At 74.3% G+C, this 18,276-nt stretch carries 16 protein-coding genes; 7 read left to right on the top strand and 9 right to left on the bottom strand.

Annotated elements, in window-relative coordinates:
• Window positions 1-5 precede the first annotated feature (5 nt).
• Window positions 6-836 carry an SAM-dependent methyltransferase gene (locus AB0469_RS00650; protein WP_366449090.1) on the bottom strand — a complete coding sequence of 277 codons (831 nt, stop codon included), beginning with the start codon at window positions 834-836 and terminating at the stop codon, window positions 6-8.
• 324 nt (window positions 837-1,160) lie between these two features.
• On the opposite strand from AB0469_RS00650, the gene AB0469_RS00655 reads away from it, so the two are divergent.
• The 3 genes from AB0469_RS00655 (at window position 1,161) to AB0469_RS00665 (ending at window position 3,739) form a co-directional block, all read left to right on the top strand.
• Entirely contained in the window at window positions 1,161-1,820 is a 660-nt protein-coding gene (locus AB0469_RS00655) for a hypothetical protein (protein WP_366449091.1), read from the top strand.
• A gap of 154 nt (window positions 1,821-1,974) precedes the next feature.
• Entirely contained in the window at window positions 1,975-2,745 is a 771-nt protein-coding gene (locus tag AB0469_RS00660) for a hypothetical protein (protein WP_366449092.1), read from the top strand.
• A gap of 202 nt (window positions 2,746-2,947) precedes the next feature.
• Window positions 2,948-3,739, top strand: coding sequence for a hypothetical protein (locus AB0469_RS00665; RefSeq protein ID WP_366449093.1), 792 nt, complete (start codon window positions 2,948-2,950; stop codon window positions 3,737-3,739).
• Window positions 3,740-3,803: 64 nt separating this feature from the next.
• Here the strand turns inward: AB0469_RS00665 and AB0469_RS00670 are convergent, their stop codons facing one another.
• Window positions 3,804-4,304, bottom strand: coding sequence for a hypothetical protein (locus AB0469_RS00670; RefSeq protein WP_366449094.1), 501 nt, complete (start codon window positions 4,302-4,304; stop codon window positions 3,804-3,806).
• Between the two features lie 352 nt (window positions 4,305-4,656).
• On the opposite strand from AB0469_RS00670, the gene AB0469_RS00675 reads away from it, so the two are divergent.
• Complete coding sequence (locus AB0469_RS00675; protein ID WP_366449095.1) at window positions 4,657-5,322, top strand: class F sortase; 666 nt, start codon at window positions 4,657-4,659, stop codon at window positions 5,320-5,322.
• 103 nt (window positions 5,323-5,425) lie between these two features.
• Here the strand turns inward: AB0469_RS00675 and AB0469_RS00680 are convergent, their stop codons facing one another.
• Both AB0469_RS00680 and lysX read right to left on the bottom strand, forming a co-directional pair.
• A complete protein-coding gene (locus AB0469_RS00680) occupies window positions 5,426-6,328 on the bottom strand; it encodes a polysaccharide deacetylase family protein (RefSeq protein ID WP_366449096.1) in 903 nt (300 codons plus the stop codon).
• 99 nt (window positions 6,329-6,427) lie between these two features.
• Window positions 6,428-9,733: a bifunctional lysylphosphatidylglycerol synthetase/lysine--tRNA ligase LysX gene (gene lysX, locus AB0469_RS00685; protein WP_366449097.1), complete on the bottom strand. Its 3,306-nt coding sequence runs from the start codon at window positions 9,731-9,733 to the stop codon at window positions 6,428-6,430.
• Between the two features lie 60 nt (window positions 9,734-9,793).
• Here lysX and AB0469_RS00690 point away from each other — a divergent pair, with 60 nt between their 5' ends.
• Window positions 9,794-10,255: a universal stress protein gene (locus AB0469_RS00690; RefSeq protein WP_366449098.1), complete on the top strand. Its 462-nt coding sequence runs from the start codon at window positions 9,794-9,796 to the stop codon at window positions 10,253-10,255.
• 27 nt (window positions 10,256-10,282) lie between these two features.
• On the opposite strand, the gene AB0469_RS00695 is transcribed toward AB0469_RS00690, so the two are convergent.
• Window positions 10,283-11,491, bottom strand: a complete 1,209-nt coding sequence (locus tag AB0469_RS00695) for a CapA family protein (protein ID WP_366449099.1) — start codon at window positions 11,489-11,491, stop codon at window positions 10,283-10,285.
• Window positions 11,492-11,820: 329 nt separating this feature from the next.
• On the opposite strand from AB0469_RS00695, the gene AB0469_RS00700 reads away from it, so the two are divergent.
• Window positions 11,821-12,354, top strand: a complete 534-nt coding sequence (locus AB0469_RS00700) for a sigma-70 family RNA polymerase sigma factor (protein WP_366449100.1) — start codon at window positions 11,821-11,823, stop codon at window positions 12,352-12,354.
• Window positions 12,355-12,608: 254 nt separating this feature from the next.
• Window positions 12,609-13,073: a hypothetical protein gene (locus AB0469_RS00705; RefSeq protein ID WP_366449284.1), complete on the top strand. Its 465-nt coding sequence runs from the start codon at window positions 12,609-12,611 to the stop codon at window positions 13,071-13,073.
• A 7-nt stretch (window positions 13,074-13,080) separates the two neighbouring features.
• Here the strand turns inward: AB0469_RS00705 and AB0469_RS00710 are convergent, their stop codons facing one another.
• The 4 genes from AB0469_RS00710 to AB0469_RS00725 form a co-directional block, all read right to left on the bottom strand.
• The gene (locus AB0469_RS00710; protein WP_366449101.1) at window positions 13,081-13,461 is read right to left on the bottom strand and encodes a hypothetical protein; all 381 of its coding nucleotides are present in this window, start codon (window positions 13,459-13,461) and stop codon (window positions 13,081-13,083) included.
• Window positions 13,462-13,488: 27 nt separating this feature from the next.
• A complete protein-coding gene (locus tag AB0469_RS00715; protein ID WP_366449102.1) occupies window positions 13,489-14,349 on the bottom strand; it encodes a DNA-formamidopyrimidine glycosylase family protein in 861 nt (286 codons plus the stop codon).
• Window positions 14,350-14,484: 135 nt separating this feature from the next.
• Window positions 14,485-16,551, bottom strand: a complete 2,067-nt coding sequence (locus tag AB0469_RS00720; protein WP_366449285.1) for a SpoIIE family protein phosphatase — start codon at window positions 16,549-16,551, stop codon at window positions 14,485-14,487.
• Between the two features lie 7 nt (window positions 16,552-16,558).
• Window positions 16,559-18,262 (bottom strand): DUF6777 domain-containing protein, encoded by a 1,704-nt coding sequence (locus tag AB0469_RS00725; RefSeq protein ID WP_366449103.1) that lies wholly within the window; start codon window positions 18,260-18,262, stop codon window positions 16,559-16,561.
• Window positions 18,263-18,276: the final 14 nt, after the last annotated feature.

The following is an 18,276-nucleotide window of genomic DNA, read 5'->3' on the forward strand; positions in this document are numbered from 1 at the left end:
GAGTCTCACGCCTTGCGTCCCACGCCGCCGAAGCCGGAGAAGGCGTACGGGTCCTCCGGGGTCTCGCCCTCCGCGAGCGGCCCGGTGCGCTCGGGGTGCCAGTCGGGCATGGAGACGAGCCCGGGCTCCAGCAGCTCGAAGCCGTCGAAGAAGCCGGTGATCTCCTGGTGGCCGCGCATGACCAGCGGGTTGCGGATGTCGCGGTAGACGCCGACGGTCCCGGCGGCGACCTCCTCGCTGAGCGGGATGCCCTCGTAGGAGGCGTGGGTGAGGATCAGCATGCTGCCGGGGGCCAGGGCGTCGCGCAGTTCCGCGACGGCCGCGTACGGCTCGTCGGCGTCCTCCAGGAAGTGCAGGACGGCGACCAGCATCAGGGCGACGGGCCGCTCCAGGTCCAGCAGCCGGCGGACCTCGGGGGCGGCCAGGATGTCCTGCGGCCTGCGCAGATCGGCGGCGACCACGCCGGTGCGGTCGTCGCCGGCCAGGACGGCCCGGCTGTGTGCGACGGCGACCGGGTCGTGGTCGACGTAGACGACGCGGGCCTCGGGGGTGGCGGCGCGGGCGATCTCGTGGACGTTGCCGAAGGTGGGGATGCCGGAGCCGATGTCGAGGAACTGGGTGATGCCCTCGGCGACGGCGTGGCGGACGGTGCGGCGCATGAAGGCCCGGTTGGCCTGCATGATCTTGGGGAGGCCCGGCATGAATTCCATGGCCCGGCGGGCGGCCTGCCGGTCGACCTCGAAATTGTGGGAGCCGCCCAGGTAGTAATCGTAGATACGGGACACGCTCGGCACCGATATGTCGATGCCTGGCGGGGCCCAGGCGGGGCGTTCCATCGGGGTCTCCAAGCCGTTGTCGTGTCGTGTTCGTACCTGGTCCGCCCGGGGGTCGGACTCCTGTCCGAGCCGAATGTACTGATCATTGCCCAACAGGGCGAGCAAAAGCGGAAATTGCCGGTCCGTTCTTGGTCACACACCAAAGGTGACCGGGGGCCGCCACCGGCACCACGGAAACCGACAAATACCTTTTGGGAATTGACCAGCGTTCAATCACAAGCGATCAGAATCTGTCTCAAACCTCACCCGTCCAGGATCCGCCCGTTCGGGCGAACCGTTCCCGGGTCCCACGTGCGCGGGCGCGCGCGACCCCATGCTCGCCGGGTGAACAGAGCCTCAGCCAGACGCCTGCTGGCGGTTCCGGTCCTGCTGTGGGCGACCCTGTCGACCACTCCGGCCGTGGCCGATAGCTGCGCCTACGCGACGATCGCCGCCGGGGACGGAACGGCCTCCGTCGAGGTGTACGCGTACGCCGGCAGCGGCGGGAGCGCGGTCTCCGTGGGTGGCGGACATCACGACGGCGGACCCGGGAAGGGCCGCGGCCACGACAAGGGACGCGGCCACGGGCACGGGCACCACTGCCCGCCGCCCCCTCCCCCGCCGTGCCCACCGAAGCCCACCCCGACCCCCACGCCGACCCCGCCCAAGCCGACCCCGCCGCCCAAGCCCACCCCGACGCCGCCCCCTCCCCCGCCACCGGCCCCGGAGCCGCCGAAGCCCGCGCCTCCCGCGCCCCGGCCGCCCGCGCCGAAGCCCCCCGCACCCCGGGTCCAGGCGGAGCCCGCACCTCCTCCGCCCCGGCCCGCTCCCCCTCCGCCACCCGCACCCGCGCCGAAGCCGCCCGCGCCGAAGGCCAAGGTGCCCCGGCCCGCCTACCACACCGCCGCACGCAAACCGCTCGAACACCACATCTCACCGGTCACGTTCACCCTCATGACCGCCGCCCCCGCCGTGCTCGCGATCGTCGCGCTGCGTCCGCGCTAGTCCGCGCGCGCCGCCCGCCGGCCGCCGCCCGCGCCCACCGCCCACCGCCTGCCGCGCACCGCCTGCCGCCCACCGCGCGGCGGCCTGCCGGTGCCGGAGCCGGTGCCGGTGCCGGTGCCCACCGATCGCCACCGCCCACCGATTGGGAGTCGTCTTGTCGGAATGGCTCGTCCTGTCCCTCGCGATGGCCGCGGCCTGTGCCGTGGTGCTGTCCATCGCCTTCTTCAACCACCGCAGGATCACCGAGGACGACGATCCGAACGAGACCCCGGACGTCATCGAGTACATGACGATGATGATCGGGGTGATCTACGCGATCGTCCTGGGCCTCGCCATCGCGGGCGTCTGGGAGGGCCGCGGGGCCGCCCAGGAGTACGTGCGCCAGGAGTCCCAGGCCCTGCACGAGATCAGCGTCCGCTCCGAGGTCTACCCGGCCGAGGTGCGCAAGAGGATCCGCTCCGACGTCGACGCGTACGTGACGTACGTGGTCGACACCGAGTGGGCGCACATGTCCAAGGAGAACGAGCTCACCGACCGGAGCGCGGAGCTGCTGGAGAAGGTCCGCCGCGACGTGACCGACTACGAGCCGCAGACCGACCACGAGGGGCAGGCCTACCAGCCGCTGGTCGACCAGGTCGCGCTGGTGGACGACGCCCGCAACGCGCGGGGCGAGAGCGCCGGGGCCACCATGCCCGGGGTGGTGTGGTTCGGGCTGATCGCCGGGGCCCTGGTCACCGTCGGAATGATCTTCACCCTGCAGATCCGCCGCTCCTTCCGCGAGCTGCTGCTCGCCGGCCTGTTCAGTGCGCTGATCGCCTTCCTGCTGTTCCTGATCTGGGACTTCGACGCACCCTTCGGACGGGGGGTCGCGGCCACCGCCGAGCCCTTCCTCTCGCAGTTCCCGCACCTCGGCCTGAAGAGCTGAGCGGACCGGGCACGGCCGGGCCGCCCGCCAAACCGCGGGAGGGGACACCGTCCCCGGTTCGGCCTACGGCCGTGCCCCATTCGCCCGTCCCTGATCGCGGGCCACCGGGCCGGGACCTAGCGTGGCGGACATCGAGGCGCACGACCCCACACGTGCGGAAACGCTGCGCGACTGCGCCTCGGAGATCCGGAGGAACGCGACCATGGGTGCGATACGCAGCTCCGCCACCACCCTGCTGAGCGCCGGCGCCGCGGGCCTCGCCCTCGCGCTCGGCGCCTTCGGCGCGCCCGTCGCCCTCGCGGCCGAGGAGGCGCCCGTCACCTCCTTCGCCTTCGCCGTCACCCCCTCGACGGTCGCACCGGGCGGCACGGTCACCCTCTCCGTCAGCAACTGCGACGCCGCCTTCGCCACCGCCTCCTCCGGGGTCTTCGACACGGTGACCATCGAGCGGGACAAGACCGTCAAGGTCCGGGTCGACCGCGACGCCCGGCCGGGAGCCCTCTACTCGGTCACCTTCACCTGCAACGGGGAGAACGGATCGGCCGACCTCACCATCTCCGGCGGGACGACGCGGCCCAGCACCAGCTCCACCTCCGGTCCCCGGCGCAGCCCCTCCCCGACCGCCACGACCGGCACGGGCCTGAGGCCGCCGCCCTTCACCACACCGCCGGCGCGCACCCCCGCGCCCGCACGCACCACACCGCCGGCCCGCACCACCCAGCCGGCCCGCACCACCCAGCCCGCGCGCACCACGCAACCCGCACGCACCGTACAGCCCTTCCGCACCGTCCAGCCCGTCCGGACCACACCGCCGGTCCGCACGACCACCGCGCCCCGCGCGACCACCGCCACGCTCGGTGTCCGCGGCGGGCTCGGCGGCAGCATCGCCGGGGCCGACCCGGTCGAACTCGCCGCGGGAGCCGTCCTCTTCGCCGCCGCCGCGGGCGGCGCGGCGTACGCCCTGCGCCGGCGCCGCACGACCCGCGGCCACTGACCCCGCCCGGGCCCCGGCGGTCGCGGCCGGGCCCGGGGGGCGGCGCCGTGCACCACGGAGCGCGTCAGCTGCGGGCGGCGGCCGGACGGCGGCGGCGCACCACGTGCACGCCCGCGCCGAGCGCCGCGGCACCGACCAGACCCGCACCGATGGCCGTCTCGGCGGTGGACGGGCCGAAGGAGCCGCCGAGGCCGCCCTGGGCTCCGTTGCCCGCCAGGATCGTGAAGCGGTGCGTGGCGACGAGGCTGTTGTCGTGGCACTTGACCGACAGGGTGTGGTGGCCGGGCGAGGCGTGGTTGAAGATCCGGACGGTCGCGAAGCCGATGGAGCCAGCCGACAGGTTGGTCTGCGGAAAGTTGCCGTGGGACCAGACCGTGCCGCCGTGGCCGCAGCCGGCCGCGCTGACCTGCATCGAGGCGCCCTGGTGGACGGAGTACGGGTTGACCGTGACGTTGCTCGGCCCGTTGCCGCCGCCGTTCGGGTTGTTCGCGGTGGCGAACGGGGCACTGAGCCCGAGCGCGGCGCAGGCGGCCGCGGTCACGGTGAGAGCGCGGAAAGCACGCATGGTGGAACCTCCAGCGGGAGACGCCCCGGAGCGGTGGCCCGGGCAGATCGACGAGAACGCCTCCCATCACGAACCCTCCCGGCGGCGCGCAACCAGCGCATTTCCGCCCTTGGGCCGCCCGGTTGAGCGACACGCCGAGGCACGCCCGGCACATCTGACGGATCCGCAGGTCACGAGCCGTCAGGCATTTATGTGATGATTACCTGGATGGCCGCACCCCGTCCGGCGGCACCACCCGTTCGCCCCTCCCCGATCGCCGTCCCGCCCTTCCGCCCTTAGCGTGCGGGAAGAAGGGCGTACAGGGGAGGGACTGGAACGCGGGTCGGGACCCCCGCGTCGGGAAGGGAGAGCCATGCTCGAGGACGAGACCGAGCAGCGGCCGAGGAGACGCTCCCCTTGGGGCGTGCTCGCACTGGCACTGCTCAGCGGCCTCGCCATGATGCGGAACGGGGCGAACGTGGAGGACGGGCCGCCGCAGCCCACCGCCGCCGCGGCCGTGGCCGCACGGGCCGACCGGCAACCGGCCGGCGCGCCCACGCCGCCCGCGGACATGGAGGTGCTGGACCACTCGTCGGTGCAGCGCATCCGGATTCCGACGATCAACGTGGACGCGCCGGTGATGACGGTCGGCCTGGACGCGCAGGGCTGGATCGACGCCCCGCCGCCGCAGGACCGCAACCTGGCGGGCTGGTACCTCAACGGCATCTCGCCGGGCCAGCAGGGGTCGGCGGTGATCGTGGGCCACGTGGACAACGCGCAGGGCCCGGCGGTCTTCTACGGCCTGGGCTCGCTCAAGCCGGGCAACCACATCGAGGTGGAGCGCTACGACGGCCGGACGGCCGTGTTCGAGGTGTACGGGGTGGAGGTGTTCGCGAAGGACGCCTTCCCCGGGGCGCGGGTGTACGGGGACACCGGGCACCCGGAGCTGCGGGTGATCACCTGCGGCGGCGGCTACTCGAAGGCCAAGGGCTACGACGGCAACGTGGTGGTCTTCGCGCGGATGGTGGAGGCCCGCTGAGCAAACGTTTCACCTGGTCCGTCGGGCGGGCCGCCGCCCCGCGCGGCGGCCCGCCGGCGGCCCCCGGCCCGCGCAGGCCCCCGCCCCGCGCAGGGCCCCGGCCTCAGCGCGGCGGCAGCGCCGGGAGGGTCATCCGGTAGCCGCGGGCCAGCAGCTGGGGCAGGTACGTCTCCACCGCCCTGACGCTCTGCGACCGGTCGCCGCCGGCGTCGTGGTTCAGCACGATCACGCCCGGGGCGGCCCCGTCCAGGACCCGGGAGACGATGGCGGCCGTCCCCGGCTCCGTCCAGTCGAGGGTGTCCACCGTCCAGGCGAGGGGCTCCATGCCCAGGTCGGCGCCGATCTCGAAGGCGGCCCGGTTCCACGCCCCGTAGGGGGCCCGGAACCAGAGCGGGGGCTGCCCCACGGTCTGCTCGACGACCTCGCTCGTGCGCCCGATCTCCTGCTCCAGCGCGGACCGGCCGAGCTTGGGGATCAGCGGGTGCGTCCAGGTGTGGTTGCCGATGACGTGCCCCTCCGCGGCCATCCGGCGCAGGAGGTCGCGGTTGTCGGTGGCCATCTCCCCGCAGACGAAGAACATCGCGCGGACCCCGTACCGGGCGAGGGTGTCCAGGATGGCCGGGGTGTAGCGCGGGTCGGGGCCGTCGTCGAAGGTGAGCACCATGGCCCTGGCACCCGCGGCCGCCCCCTGGGGCAGCTCCAGGATGGGCCGGGTGCGGACGGCGGGTTTCACGGCGGGCGGCTTCGCGGGGGCCTCGGCCGTCATCGGCTTCAGCCGGTAGGACGCGTCGGGCAGCCCCTCCGGGCGCAGGCCCGGTGCTCCGGCGGCCCCGGCGCCCGGTCCGCCGGCCGGCGCGGGAGCGCCTGCGGAGGGCGTGCCGGGCGGGCCGCCCGGTGAGCCGTCCTCGCCCCTGCCGAGCAGACCGGAGGAGGCGGCGGCGATTCCGAGGAAGACGGCGGTGCGCAGGAGCACGCGCCGCCCTACTGTCGGCTCGTCATTTGTCATTATTACTACGTATCAACGACATCGCCGAAGATGTCGAGAGGCGCGGACGCGCCCCGTCCCCCTCACCCGCTCGGACCAGCCGCCCGCCGGACGGTCCGGTCAGCTCTGGCGCACCAGTGGGAACGGCAGCGTCTCGCGGATCGTCAGACCCGTGAGGAACATGACCAGCCGGTCGACGCCGATGCCCAGCCCGCCGGTGGGCGGCATGGCGTACTCCAGGGCGTCGAGGAAGTCGTTGTCGAGTTCCATCGCCTCCGGGTCGCCGCCCGCCGCCAGCAGGGACTGGGCGGTGAGCCGCCGGCGCTGCTCCACGGGGTCGGTGAGTTCGGAGTAGGCGGTGCCCAGTTCGGTGCCGAAGGCCACGAGGTCCCAGCGCTCGGCGAGGCGGGGGTCCCGGCGGTGCTGCCGGGTGAGCGGGGAGACGTCGGTCGGGAAGTCCTTGTAGAAGGTGGGGAGTTTCGTCCGCTCCTCCACGAGGCGCTCGTACATCTCCAGGACCACGTCGCCCCGGGTGTCCTCCGGCCCGTGCGGGACGCCGGCCCGGTCGCACAGGAGGCGCAGCCGGTGCTCCTCGGTGTCGGCGTCGACCTCCTCGCCGAGGGCCTCGCTGATGGCCCCGTACATGGTCTTGACCGGCCAGGGCCCGGAGATGTCGTGGACGACGAGCTTGCCGTCGGGGTCCGCCTTGTGGGCGACGGGCGAGCCGAAGGCGGCGGTGGCGGCGCCCTGGATCAGCTCGCGGGTGAGGTCGAGCATCACGTCGTAGTCGGCGAAGGCCTGGTAGGCCTCCAGCATCGTGAACTCGGGGTTGTGCTTGTAGGAGACGCCCTCGTTGCGGAAGGTGCGGCCCATCTCGAAGACCTTCTCCATGCCGCCGACGCAGAGCCGCTTGAGGTAGAGCTCGGGTGCGATGCGCAGGTACAGGTCGAGGTCGTAGGCGTTGATGTGGGTGCGGAAGGGGCGGGCGTTGGCGCCGCCGTGGATCTGCTGGAGCATCGGGGTCTCGACCTCGAGGTAGCCGCGGTCCAGGAGTCCCTGGCGCAGCGCCTGCACGGCGCTGGAGCGGGCCCGTACGACGTCGCGCGCGTCGGGGCTGGCGACCAGGTCGAGGTAGCGCCGGCGGACCCGGGCCTCCGGGTCGGCCAGGCCCTTGCGCTTGTCGGGGAGGGGGCGCAGGCACTTGCCGGTGAGCTGCCAGGAGTCGACGAGGACGGACAGCTCCCCGCTGCGGCTGGCGGCGGCGGTCCCGGCGGCGACCACGTGGTCGCCGAAGTCGACCTGGGAGGTGAAGGAGTCCAGTACGGCCGGCCCGGACTCGTCGCGGGTGAACATCAGCTGGACGTCGCCGGTCCAGTCGCGCAGGACGGCGAAGACGGCTCCGCCGAGGTCGCGCACGACCATCACCCGGCCGGCGAGGACGACCGCTTCGCCCGTGCGGGCGCCGGCGGGGAGCCGGCCGGGGTGGTCGGCCCTGAGGCGCGCGGCGGTGTGGGTGCGCTGCCGGATCCCCACGGGGTACGGGTCGGTGCCGGCCGCGCGGATCCGCTCCAGCTTGGCGTGGCGGACCCGGACCTGCTCGGGCAGCCGCTCGGCGGGCTCCCGCTCGCCCTCCTGCACGAGGTCCAGGCCGAGGGAGTCGATGGAGGGCAGCCCGGCGGTGTCGGCGGGGGCGGTGAGGCCCCTGGGCTGGTGGCCCTTGCCCCACAGCTTGCGCAGGCTGGGCACGGAGACGAAGCCCTCGGCGATGCCGGAGGCGAGGCTGACCCGGGCGAGCGAGCCGGCGTCCTGGTAGCAGAGGAAGCGGGGGTACCACTCGGGCCCGTACTTGACGTTGGAGCGGTAGAGGGCCTCCAGCTGCCACCAGCGGGAGAAGAACAGCAGCAGCCTGCGCCAGAGCTTGAGCACCGGGCCGGCGCCGATCCGCCCGCCCTCCTCGAAGGCGGAGCGGAACACGGCGAAGTTGAGGGAGATCCGGCGGACGCCGAGGCCGGGGGCGGCCGCGCAGAGCTGGGCCACCATGAACTCCATGACCCCGTTGGGGGCGGCGCGGTCGCGGCGCATCAGGTCGAGGGAGATGCCGTCCTTGCCCCAGGGGACGAAGGAGAGCAGGGCGATCAGCTCGCCCTGGGCGTCGAAGGCCTCCACGAGCAGGCAGTCCCCGTCGGCGGGGTCGCCGAGCCGGTCCAGGGCCATGGAGAAGCCGCGTTCGGTCTCGGTGTCGCGCCAGTGGTCGGCCCGGTCGACGATCTTCTGCATCTCCTCGTCGGTCAGGGCCGAGTGGCGGCGGATCAGGGTGGTGGCCCCGGCGCGTCTGACCCGGTTGACGGCCTGCCGTGTGACGCGCATGTCGCGGCCGTCGAGGTCGAAGTGGGCGACGTGCAGGATGGCCTCGTCGCCGAGCTGGAGGGCGCTGAGCCCGGAGCGGGCGTAGGCGGTCGCACCGTCCTCGGAGGCGCCCATGACGGCGGGCTGCCAGCCGTAGCGGCGGGCCACGGCGAGCCAGGCGTCGATGGCGGGCGTCCAGGCGCCGGGGTCGCCGACCGGGTCGCCGCTGGCGAGGCAGACGCCGGCCTCGACGCGGTAGGTGACGCCGGCCCTGCCGTTGGGGGCGAAGACGACGGCCTTGTCGCGCCGGGTGGCGAAGTAGCCGAGGGAGTCGGCGCGGCCGTAGGCGCCGAGCAGGGCGCGGATGCGGGGCTCCTCGTCCCCGTGGAGGGCGGCGGTCAGGCGCTGCGAGCGGAAGAGGGTGGCGGCGGCGTTCAGCAGGGCGAGGGCGCCGAAGAGGCCGAGGAGGAAGTAGAGGAAGCGGGGCGGGCGGCCGTCGAACTGCCGGGCGGAGAAGAGCCCGCCGAAGACCTGTTTGGCGGCCCAGTCCAGCCACTGGTCCTTGGGCAGGGTGCCGGGGAACAGCGCGACGAGGGCCCAGCCGAGGAGGACGGCGGCGAGCAGCCCGAGGCCCAGGACGAGCAGCGCGCGCCAGACGGCGCCCGGGCGGGAGGCGGCGTAGAACTCCTTGCGGGCGGCGATGAGCACGATGAGGCCGGCGACCGCGAGGGCCATGGACAGGCCGCCGACCCAGAGGTCCCCGTCCGCGATGATCAGGACGTCGACGAGGATCAGCAGGGCCAGATAGGTGACGACGATCCACCAGGCGATCTTCTTGCGGATGCCGAGCGCGGCGGCGAGCAGGAAGAGGAAGACGGCGTACGCGAGGTTCTCGCTGACCGGTACGACGAAGTCGTCGAGGAAGTGCACCACGGGCCGCAGCAGTCCCCGCAGCACCGGGGAGAGTGCCAGCAGCGCGCACAGCAGGCCGAGCGTTCCGAAGAACGCCCCGAAGGCGTCCGGGACCCGGTTCAGGAACCTGCCGCGGGCACCGCGGGTCTGCTCCAGCGTGGCACTCATGCCATGCACTGTAGGGAGGGCCGCGCCGCCGCGCGCGGCGAACGGGATAGCCTCGGCAGGGTGACGGAGCACGCCGGTACGGCATTCGAACGGGGCACGGACGGGCCGAAGGTCATCCTCGCGGGGGTGGACGGCTCGGAGTCCTCCCTGCGGGCGGCGGCCTACGCGGCGGGGCTGGCCCGGAGGCAGAACGCGCTGCTGGCGCTGGTGTACGTGCAGCCGGTGCTGGCGGCCGGGGCCTCCCTGGGCGCGCCGGTGGCGGAGGCGACCGGGGAGGTGGCGGAGGAGATCGTGGCCGGGATCCGCGCCTCGGCGGAGCGGCTCAGGGGGGTCTTCGAGGTGCGGTGGGAGTTCCACACCTTCCGCGGCGACCCCTTCTCTGGTCTGGTGGACGCCGCGGACGGGCTGAAGGCGGACGCGGTGGTGGTCGGCGCCTCGGAGCGGGCCGGCCACCGCCTCGTCGGCTCGGTGGCGGTGCGGCTGGTGAAGGCGGGCCGCTGGCCGGTCACGGTGGTGCCCTGAGCGGCGCGCCCGTCCCCGCGGTCCGGGCTACCGGGCGGGCGTGAGGCCGTCCTTGGCGGCGTCGCGGCTGAGGACGGCCTCGGTGACGGTGTCCTGGGCGCTCTCGTACGCGGCGTTGCCGGGGTCCTGCGCGAGGGCGGCGGGGAGGTTGACGATCCGGCCGGTGGACAGGTCCATCATCTGCGGGACGAACTCGGCCTTGGTGACCTGCCAGCGCTGCCCGGGAGCGGCGGGCGGGGCGAAGGTGAAGCGGCCGATGGAGCCGTAGTTGCCGCGCATGTCGCGGTCGCCGGTGTGGTTGAACATCTCGCCGGCGACCTGGTCGCCCATGCCGTAGACGATCCAGGTCCCGTTGACCTTCTCGTAGGCCTGCGGGATGTGGGCGTGGGTGCCCAGGATCATGTCGATGTCGGGGCGGCCGGCGGTCTGCGAGGCGGTGAGGGCCCTGCCGAGCGAGAGCTGGGTCTCGTCGGGTTCGGTCTGCCACTCGGTACCCCAGTGGAGGCTGACGAGGACCACGTCCGCCCCCGCCTTCCGGGCCGCCCGCGCGTCGGCGACGATCTCGTCCTGGCGCATCAGGTCGACCGCCCACGGCCGGCCGTCCGGCATCGGGTAGCCGTTGGTGTCGTAGGTGTAGGCGAGGTGGGCGACCTTGGCGGAGCCGGCCGTGTAGAAGGCGGTCCGGGCGGCCTCCGCGGCCGTGCGGGCGGAGCCGGCGTGGCCGAGGCCGACCTTGTCGAAGCGGTCGAGGGTGCGCTTGATGCCCTCGGCGCCGTCGTCCAGGGTGTGGTTGGAGGCGGTGGAGCAGCCGTCGTACCCGGCGTCCTTGAGGGCGTCGGCCACCGTCGGCGGGGAGACGAAGGCGGGGTAGCCGCTGAAGGGGCCGTCGTCGTCCCCGTAGATGGTCTCCATGTGGCACAGGGCCAGGTCGGCCGCCGAGACGAGCGGTTTGACCGCGGAGAACATCGGCCGGAAGTCGTACCCCTCGCCGCCCGCGTCGGCCGCCGCCCGCTGGATGATCGAGGTGTGCGGGAGGACGTCGCCGCTGGCGACCAGGGTGAAGCCGCGGCCGGGGGTGGCGGGCGGGGCTGATCCGGCCGCCGCGGCGGGCGCGCCGGCGGCGCTGGTGCCGAGCCGGGCGGGGGCGGGGTGGCCGCTGCCGGAGCAGCCGGCGGTTGCGGCGGACAGCAGGGCGGCCGACAGCAGGGCCAGTCCCCTGCGGGTGCGCTTGGTCATCTGACCCGGCTCTCCTTGAGTGGATTATCGGATTATCTGCAATCCCTACGAATCCATAAGAGAGGGCGCCGCAAGTCAAGGAACGGCGCCGTCCGCCCGCCCCCGCCTCACTCCGACGGCCCCGGCCGTTCGCCGCGCCGTTCAACCGTTCGTCGTCCGGCGCGGCCGCCCACCGGACCACCCGGGTGCTTGGGCGCAACGCCGGCGCCGGACGGTTCCCGGGTGGCCCGGCGCAGGTGAGGGTGGGTGCAGACGGACCACGAAGCCCCCGCGGGCCCCTCCCCGAAGCCCCCGTCGCCCGCCCCGCGGATCCGGAAGGAGCCACTGACGTGCCGCCCTCCCCCACTCTCCAGCGCACGGAACCCGAGGCGCTCGCCGCACTCCAGAGCGAGCACGGGCGGGCCCTGTTCGGCTTCCTGCTCGGCCTCACCGCAGGGGACGCACAGCGCGCCGAGGACCTCGTACAGGAGACCCTCGTCCGGGTCTGGCAGCACCCCGAGGTGCTGGCGACCGGGCACGAGTCCATGCGGCCCTGGCTGTTCACGGTGGCCCGGCGGCTGGCGATCGACGCCCGGCGGGCCCGGCTGTCACGGCCCCAGGAGGTCGAGCCCGACGGCCTGGAGCAGGCGCCCGCACCGGTGGACGCGGTGGCCGGATCGGTCACGGCGATCGACGTACGCCGGGCGGTCGGCAGCCTGGGACAGGAGCACCGCGACGTGCTGATGCAGGTCTACTTCCAGGACCGCTCGGTGGCCGAGGCCGCGGCGGAGCTGGGCATTCCGGCCGGCACGGTCAAATCCCGCACGCACTACGCCCTGCGCGCCCTGCGCAAGGGGCTCCAGGGGTACGGGCTCGGAGCCTGAGCCGCGGGCGGGAGAGGGGGAACGCCCCGGCCCCGCTGGAGGAACACTCAAGGAACGCCCTCCACGCGCACGAACCGGACACAAACCACGCCGAAATCGGCATCAGTCCGTTCAAGTTGAGTAAACATCCCCCGCCCCGCGAGCCCGCCGGTGAAGGCTCGGGGATGACGGCGGCAGGCTCAACGCGCGGGAGAGGTGGAACGGTGCAGCCCGAGGGTTCGAACGGCACCAGTGACGGCGGGCTGGCAGTGCCCATGGCCTGGCTCTACGCGGAGTACATCGCGGACGAGCTGCTGCGCACGGGCCGGCTGATCCCGGTCAGCACCCTGGAGTTCCGTGCCGGGCGGGACACGCTCGCGCTGACGATCTACCTCTCGGACGCGGCCGGCGAGCTCTCCGGGATCCGCGTCGTCTCGCAGCTCGACGAATGGCTGTCCCTCACGGCGTACGGGCACCCCTGGCGCGACTGGGTCGAGACCCGGTTCCTCACCCTGGGCGAGGAGGCCCGCGAGCGGGGCGGCGGCGAGGACCCCGACCTGGAGCTGGCCCGGGACGCCTGGCGCTGGCTGGACCACACCGAGCTGTTCGCCACCAACCTCGACCCGGACCACCCCGGCCAGTCCGGCCCCCCGCCCGGCCTGGACGAGAACGCCCGCGTCTGGACCCCCGCCTGGCAACTGGGTCTCCCGCTGGGCCACCTGGCGATGCACCTGTTCTGACACCCCGCTAGGCCGTGTCCGCGGGGTCGGTCACCAGACCCGTGAAGTCCGCCTCGTTGCGCTCGGCCCGTGCCACGTAGCGGCGGGCGATCAGCCACATCACCGGGTACGCCACCAGTCCGAGCGCCACCCACACCACCGGCCCCGCGGCCGCCCGGGGCAGCAGGAAGCCCAGCGGGAGCAGCCCGAGCAGCAGGAACAGCAGCGCCACCGCGCCCAGTCCGGCGCGCAGCTGGCTGTGCATCAGGGCGCGTACGTAGGTGGCGCCGAGGGTGGTCTGCTCGGAGATCTCCGAGCGGGCGGGGGCGTGCGCCGGCGGCCTGCGGCGCGCGGCACGCGGGACTCCGGTGACGACCTCCCGCCGGGGCGGCTGCTGCTGCTCGGCCATGGTGCGGGAGTCTACGCAGCGGCCCCGCTACTTGAGGAGGCGGGAGAGCCTGCGGTCGGCGAGCGGCTTGCCGCCGGTCTGGCAGGTGGGGCAGTACTGGAGCGAGGAGTCGGCGAACGACACCGAGCGGACGGTGTCCCCGCAGACCGGGCAGGGCTCCCCGTCCCGGCCGTGCACGCGCAGCCCGCTCTTCTTCTCCGCCTTCAGCCGGCCGGCGGCCAGGCCGCGGGCGCGTTCGACGGCGGTCCCCAGGGTGTCGCGCACGGCCCCGTAGAGGTGGGTGACCTGCTCGTCGTCGAAGGAGGCGGCCGGCTTGAAGGGCGAGACGCGGGCGGCGTGCAGGATCTCGTCGCTGTAGGCGTTGCCGATGCCGGCGATCACGCTCTGGTCGCGCAGCAGCCCCTTGATCTGGCGCCGCTCCCCCGCGAGGAGCGCGGCGAAGGCGTCCCGGCCGAATTCCGCGGCGAGCGGGTCGGGGCCGAGGCGGGCGATGCCCGGGACCTCGCGGGGGTCGCGCACGACGTAGACGGCGAGGCGTTTTTGCGTGCCCGCCTCGGTGAGGTCGAAGCCGGCGCCCCCGTCGAGCACGAGGCGCAGCGCGAGCGGGCCCTTGCCGGGGCGCGGGGGCTGTGCGGGGAAGGCGTCCTGCCAGCGCAGCCACCCCGCGCGGGCGAGGTGGGTGACGAGGTGGAGCTCGCCGACGCCGAGGTCGAGGAACTTGCCGTGGCGGGCGACGGGGCCGGCCGGCCGGCCCTCCAGGGCGGTGAGCGGGGGGTCGTAGGTCTTGAGCACGCTGACGGCGAGCGGGAGGACGCGTGCGACCACCTGCCCGGCGAGCTGTGTCTCGAGGAACTCCCTCAGCGCCTCGACCTCCGGCAACTCCGGCACCCTCCCAGCCTGCCGTGCGCGTCCGGACGGCGCGAGTCGGGCGGGGGTGCGGGATGCCCCTGCACGGAGCCGCCCAGCCCGTCCGCCGACTGCCCAGCCCGTCCGCCGGCCGCCCGGGCTCCGCCCCGGACGGGCTCAGGAGACCACGAACTCGCACCACACGCACTTGCCGCTCCCCCTCGGCTCCACCCCCCACACGTCCGCCAGCCGGTCCACCAGCATCAGCCCCCTCCCCGACACCCCCGCCTCCCCCGCCTCCCGCCGGCGAGGCAGGGCGCTGGAGCGGTCCTCCACCTCCACCCTCAGCCGCCGCTGCGGCCCGCTCAGGGCGCGGAGCGTGACGATCGCCGGGCCGTCCGTGTGCATCAGGGCGTTCACGATCAGCTCGTCCGCCACCAGTTCGATCTCGTCGGCCCGGCTCCGCGCGCCCCACGCCCGCACCGCCGTTCCGATCATGTGCCGGGCCGCGACGAGGGCCTCGGGATCCCCGGGGGCGACGTGCTGCTGGAGCCGGCCGCCGCCGGGCTGCGCGGTGTCGTCGCCCTCGCGGTGCAGCAGCAGGAGGGCCATGTCGTCGTCCCCGCCCCGCTCGTCGGCCACCTCGCACAGCCGGTCGGCGAGCAGCTGGAGGTCGTCCGGTCCCTCGCGGACCAGGCCGGTCAGCACGCGGACGCCGTCGTCCAGGTCGGCTCCGGGCTGCTCCACCAGCCCGTCGGTGCACAGCAGGAGCGTTTCCCCGGGGTCCAGTTCCACCGTCGTCACCGGGTACTCCAGCAGGCCGAACTCCGCCGACAGCCCCAGTGGCATCCCGCCCTCCACCGGCAGGCGCCGGCACTGTCCGTCCCGGGTCCGCAGCAGCGGGTCGATGTGGCCGGCGCGGACCACCTGGAGCACGCCCGTGGACAGGTCGGCCTCCACGTAGGTGCAGGTCGCGAAGCGGTCGGTGTCCAGTTCGTGCAGGAAGACCGAGGCCCGGGCCATCACCGTGCCCGGGGAGTGCCCCTCCGCGGCGTAGGCGCGCAGGACGATCCGCAGCTGCCCCATCACCGCGGCGGCGTGCGTGTCGTGGCCCTGGACGTCCCCGATGACGGCCCCGACGCGGCCGCCCGGCAGCGGGATGACGTCGTACCAGTCGCCGCCGATGTCCTGCCCCATCCGCGCGGACCGGTAGCGGACCGCGATCCTGGCGCCGGGGACGGCCGGTATCCGGCGGGGCAGCATGGCCTGCTGGAGGCCTTCGGCGAGGTCGTGCTCCTGCTCCAGCAGCATCGCCCGCTGGAGGCTCTGCGCGATGCTGCTGCCCAGGGCGACCAGGAGGTTGCGCTCCTCCTGGGTGAAGCCGTCCTTGTCCTCGTAGAGCAGCCCGATGGCGCCGATCGGGCGGGCCTGGGCGATCAGCGGCAGGTAGGCGGCGGCCGAGATGCGCATGTACGAGATCCTCGACCAGAGCGCCGGGTAGCCCTCGGCGAACTCCTCGGCCGACTCCAGGAAGCGGGGCTGGAGCGAGCGGACGACCTCGCTCATCGGGTACTGCTCGTCGATGCGCGTGTAGCGCGTGCCGGGGACGAAGCTGCCCGACGGGCCTTCCGCCACCAGGTGGATCCGGCCCGCCTCGACCAGGCCCATGACCATGCCCATCGAACCGAGCCGCTCCAGCCCGTGGGCGTCGCCGATGACGTCGATGACGTCCTTGACGGTACGGGCGTGGGCGAGCGCGGCGGTGGTGGACTCGACGACGGAGGTCTGGCGGCGGCGCTCCTCGTCCAGGCCGAGGCGTTCGGCGGAGTGGCTCAGCTCCTCGGTGGCGTCGCGGACGATGCCGATGATCCGGTACGGGCGGCCGTCGGAGTCGCGCATGACGCGGCCCTGGGTGTGCGTCCAGCGCAGCCGCCCGTCCCGGCAGCGGATGCGGAAGTACGCCCCGTAGCTGTCCGAGCCGCTCTTGAGGGCGCTGGAGACCATCGCGTCGAGGCGGGTGGCCTCGGCGGGCGGGACGCGCCGGCCCAGCGACTCCGGCCGCCCGTCGTACTCCTCGGGGGGCGTGTCGAAGACGTCGAGGGCCGCCGTGTCCAGGTGCATGAGCCCGGTGACCAGGTCCCAGTCGAAACTGCCCATCCGGTTCAGTGACAGGGACCGGTCCGGGTGTGCGGGCCAGTCCTCCGGCAGCGATACGGTGCTCGGCACCGATCCACCATGACACAGCCCGGGGTCAGGCGCTCTCCAGGTAGGGGGCCTGGTCGGCGCCCTGGTCGGAGCCCGGCTGCCGGTCGGGGGAGGCGTACGGGTCGGCGGGCGCGGTGGGTCCGGTGGTCGGTACGTCCTCCGGGTCGGGGGTCAGGCCCGGTTCGGTGGGAGCGAGTGAGCCGGGGGCGTCCGAGAAGGGGTCGGAGGGCGTGGCGGGCGGCAGGCCGGGGGTCGTGGCACCGCCGGGGAGGTCCCCGGGCGGGGTGGAGGGCGGGGTCTTCGGGGAGGTGGGCCGGCCGGGCGTGGCGGCGCCGCCCGCGGTGTCGGACGGGCAGGGGGCGGGGCCGGTGGCGGACGGCGGTCCCTGGGGGCCGGCCTCCGCCGGAAGGCCGGGGGCTCCGGGGATCGGCAGCTGCTCGTCCAGGGGCCCGGCCCGTCCCGCGGCCGGCGCCCCGGGCGGGCCGGCGGGCGGTGCGTCCAGCGGGGCGGTCTCGGCGGGCGCGCCCATGGGGACCTGCCCGGGAAGGTCCGCCGGCGGCGCGGTCTCCGGCAGCTTCCGCGGCCCGGCGGCGGGGGGTGCCTGCGGGGGGACGTCGAGCGGGGGGTCCGTCTCCGCCAGGTGCCGGCCGCCCGCGGCGGACGGAGGCCCGCCCTGCCCGGGTACGTCGAGCGGGGGGTCCGTCTCCGCCAGGTTCGGTCCCGCGGCGGACGGGGGACCGCCCTGCCCCGGTACGTCGAGCGGGGGGTCCGTCTCCGCCAGGTGCCGGCCGCCCGCGGCCGGGGGCTGGTCCGCGGGCGGACCGGAGGGGGCCGCGGGCGGGACGGTGCGGGCCGGGCCGTGCGGGGCCGCGGTGGCGCAGGGGTCGGAGGGGTCGTCCGGCGGGGTCGGGGGGCCGTTGGGAATGCCGTCGGCCGGGTCGTAGGGGGGCACCACCTTGGGCGCCTTGTCCTGGGCCCCGTCGTCACCGGCCTTCCGCTCGATCCAGGTGTTGTCGGCCACGTTGACGATGACCAGCCTCTTGATCGGCTGGATGGTGGGCTCGATGACGATGACCTGGTTGGGCCGGTAGCCGTTCCACTGGTCCCCCTTGAGCACCGGGCTCCCCTTGGCGGAACGGGGCGCGCCGAGCGGGTTCCCGCAGCCGCAGCGGACCCTCGGCATGCCGTGGTCGTCGACGAGGACGGCCGTTCCGGCCTGGAGGACGGCCTGGTAGGTGTCGGCGCGGCCGTCGCGGAAGCCGTGGCTGGTGATCCGGGTGTCGGCGCGCAGCACCACGGGGGTCAGGCCCCGCAGGAAGTCGGGGATCTTCTCCTGCTCGACGCCGGTGGCCTGGGCGAAGGCGCGGGCCTTGGCATCGTCGGAGGTCAGGTAGGCCGCCTGGCGCTCGACGTCGCAGCTGCCGAGCCGGTTCGTCCCGCCGTACAGGCCGGGGGTGGCGGCGCCGACCGTGCGGATGCCCTGGCCGCTCGGGTTCGGCAGCGGGGGCTGCACGGGTGCCGACTCGGCCGTCGAGGTGGAGGCGGTGAAGGGGTCGGGTCCGGCGGCGCCCACCGGCTGGAGGGTGAGCTCCACGCTCTCGGCCGCCGCGCCCTTGGTCTGCTCGGGCTCCTGGGCGCCGCAGCCCGCGGCGATCAGGCCGAGGAGCGCCAAGACGGCTGCTCCGGCCGGTACATGACGGCGCGGCGCCTGACGGGGTGTCGGTGCGGGCACGTCGTTCACGTCGTTCACGCTGGCTCTCCCTT

The organism is Streptomyces sp. NPDC093801 (assembly GCF_040701585.1).
Classification (GTDB): Bacteria; Actinomycetota; Actinomycetes; order Streptomycetales; family Streptomycetaceae; genus Streptomyces.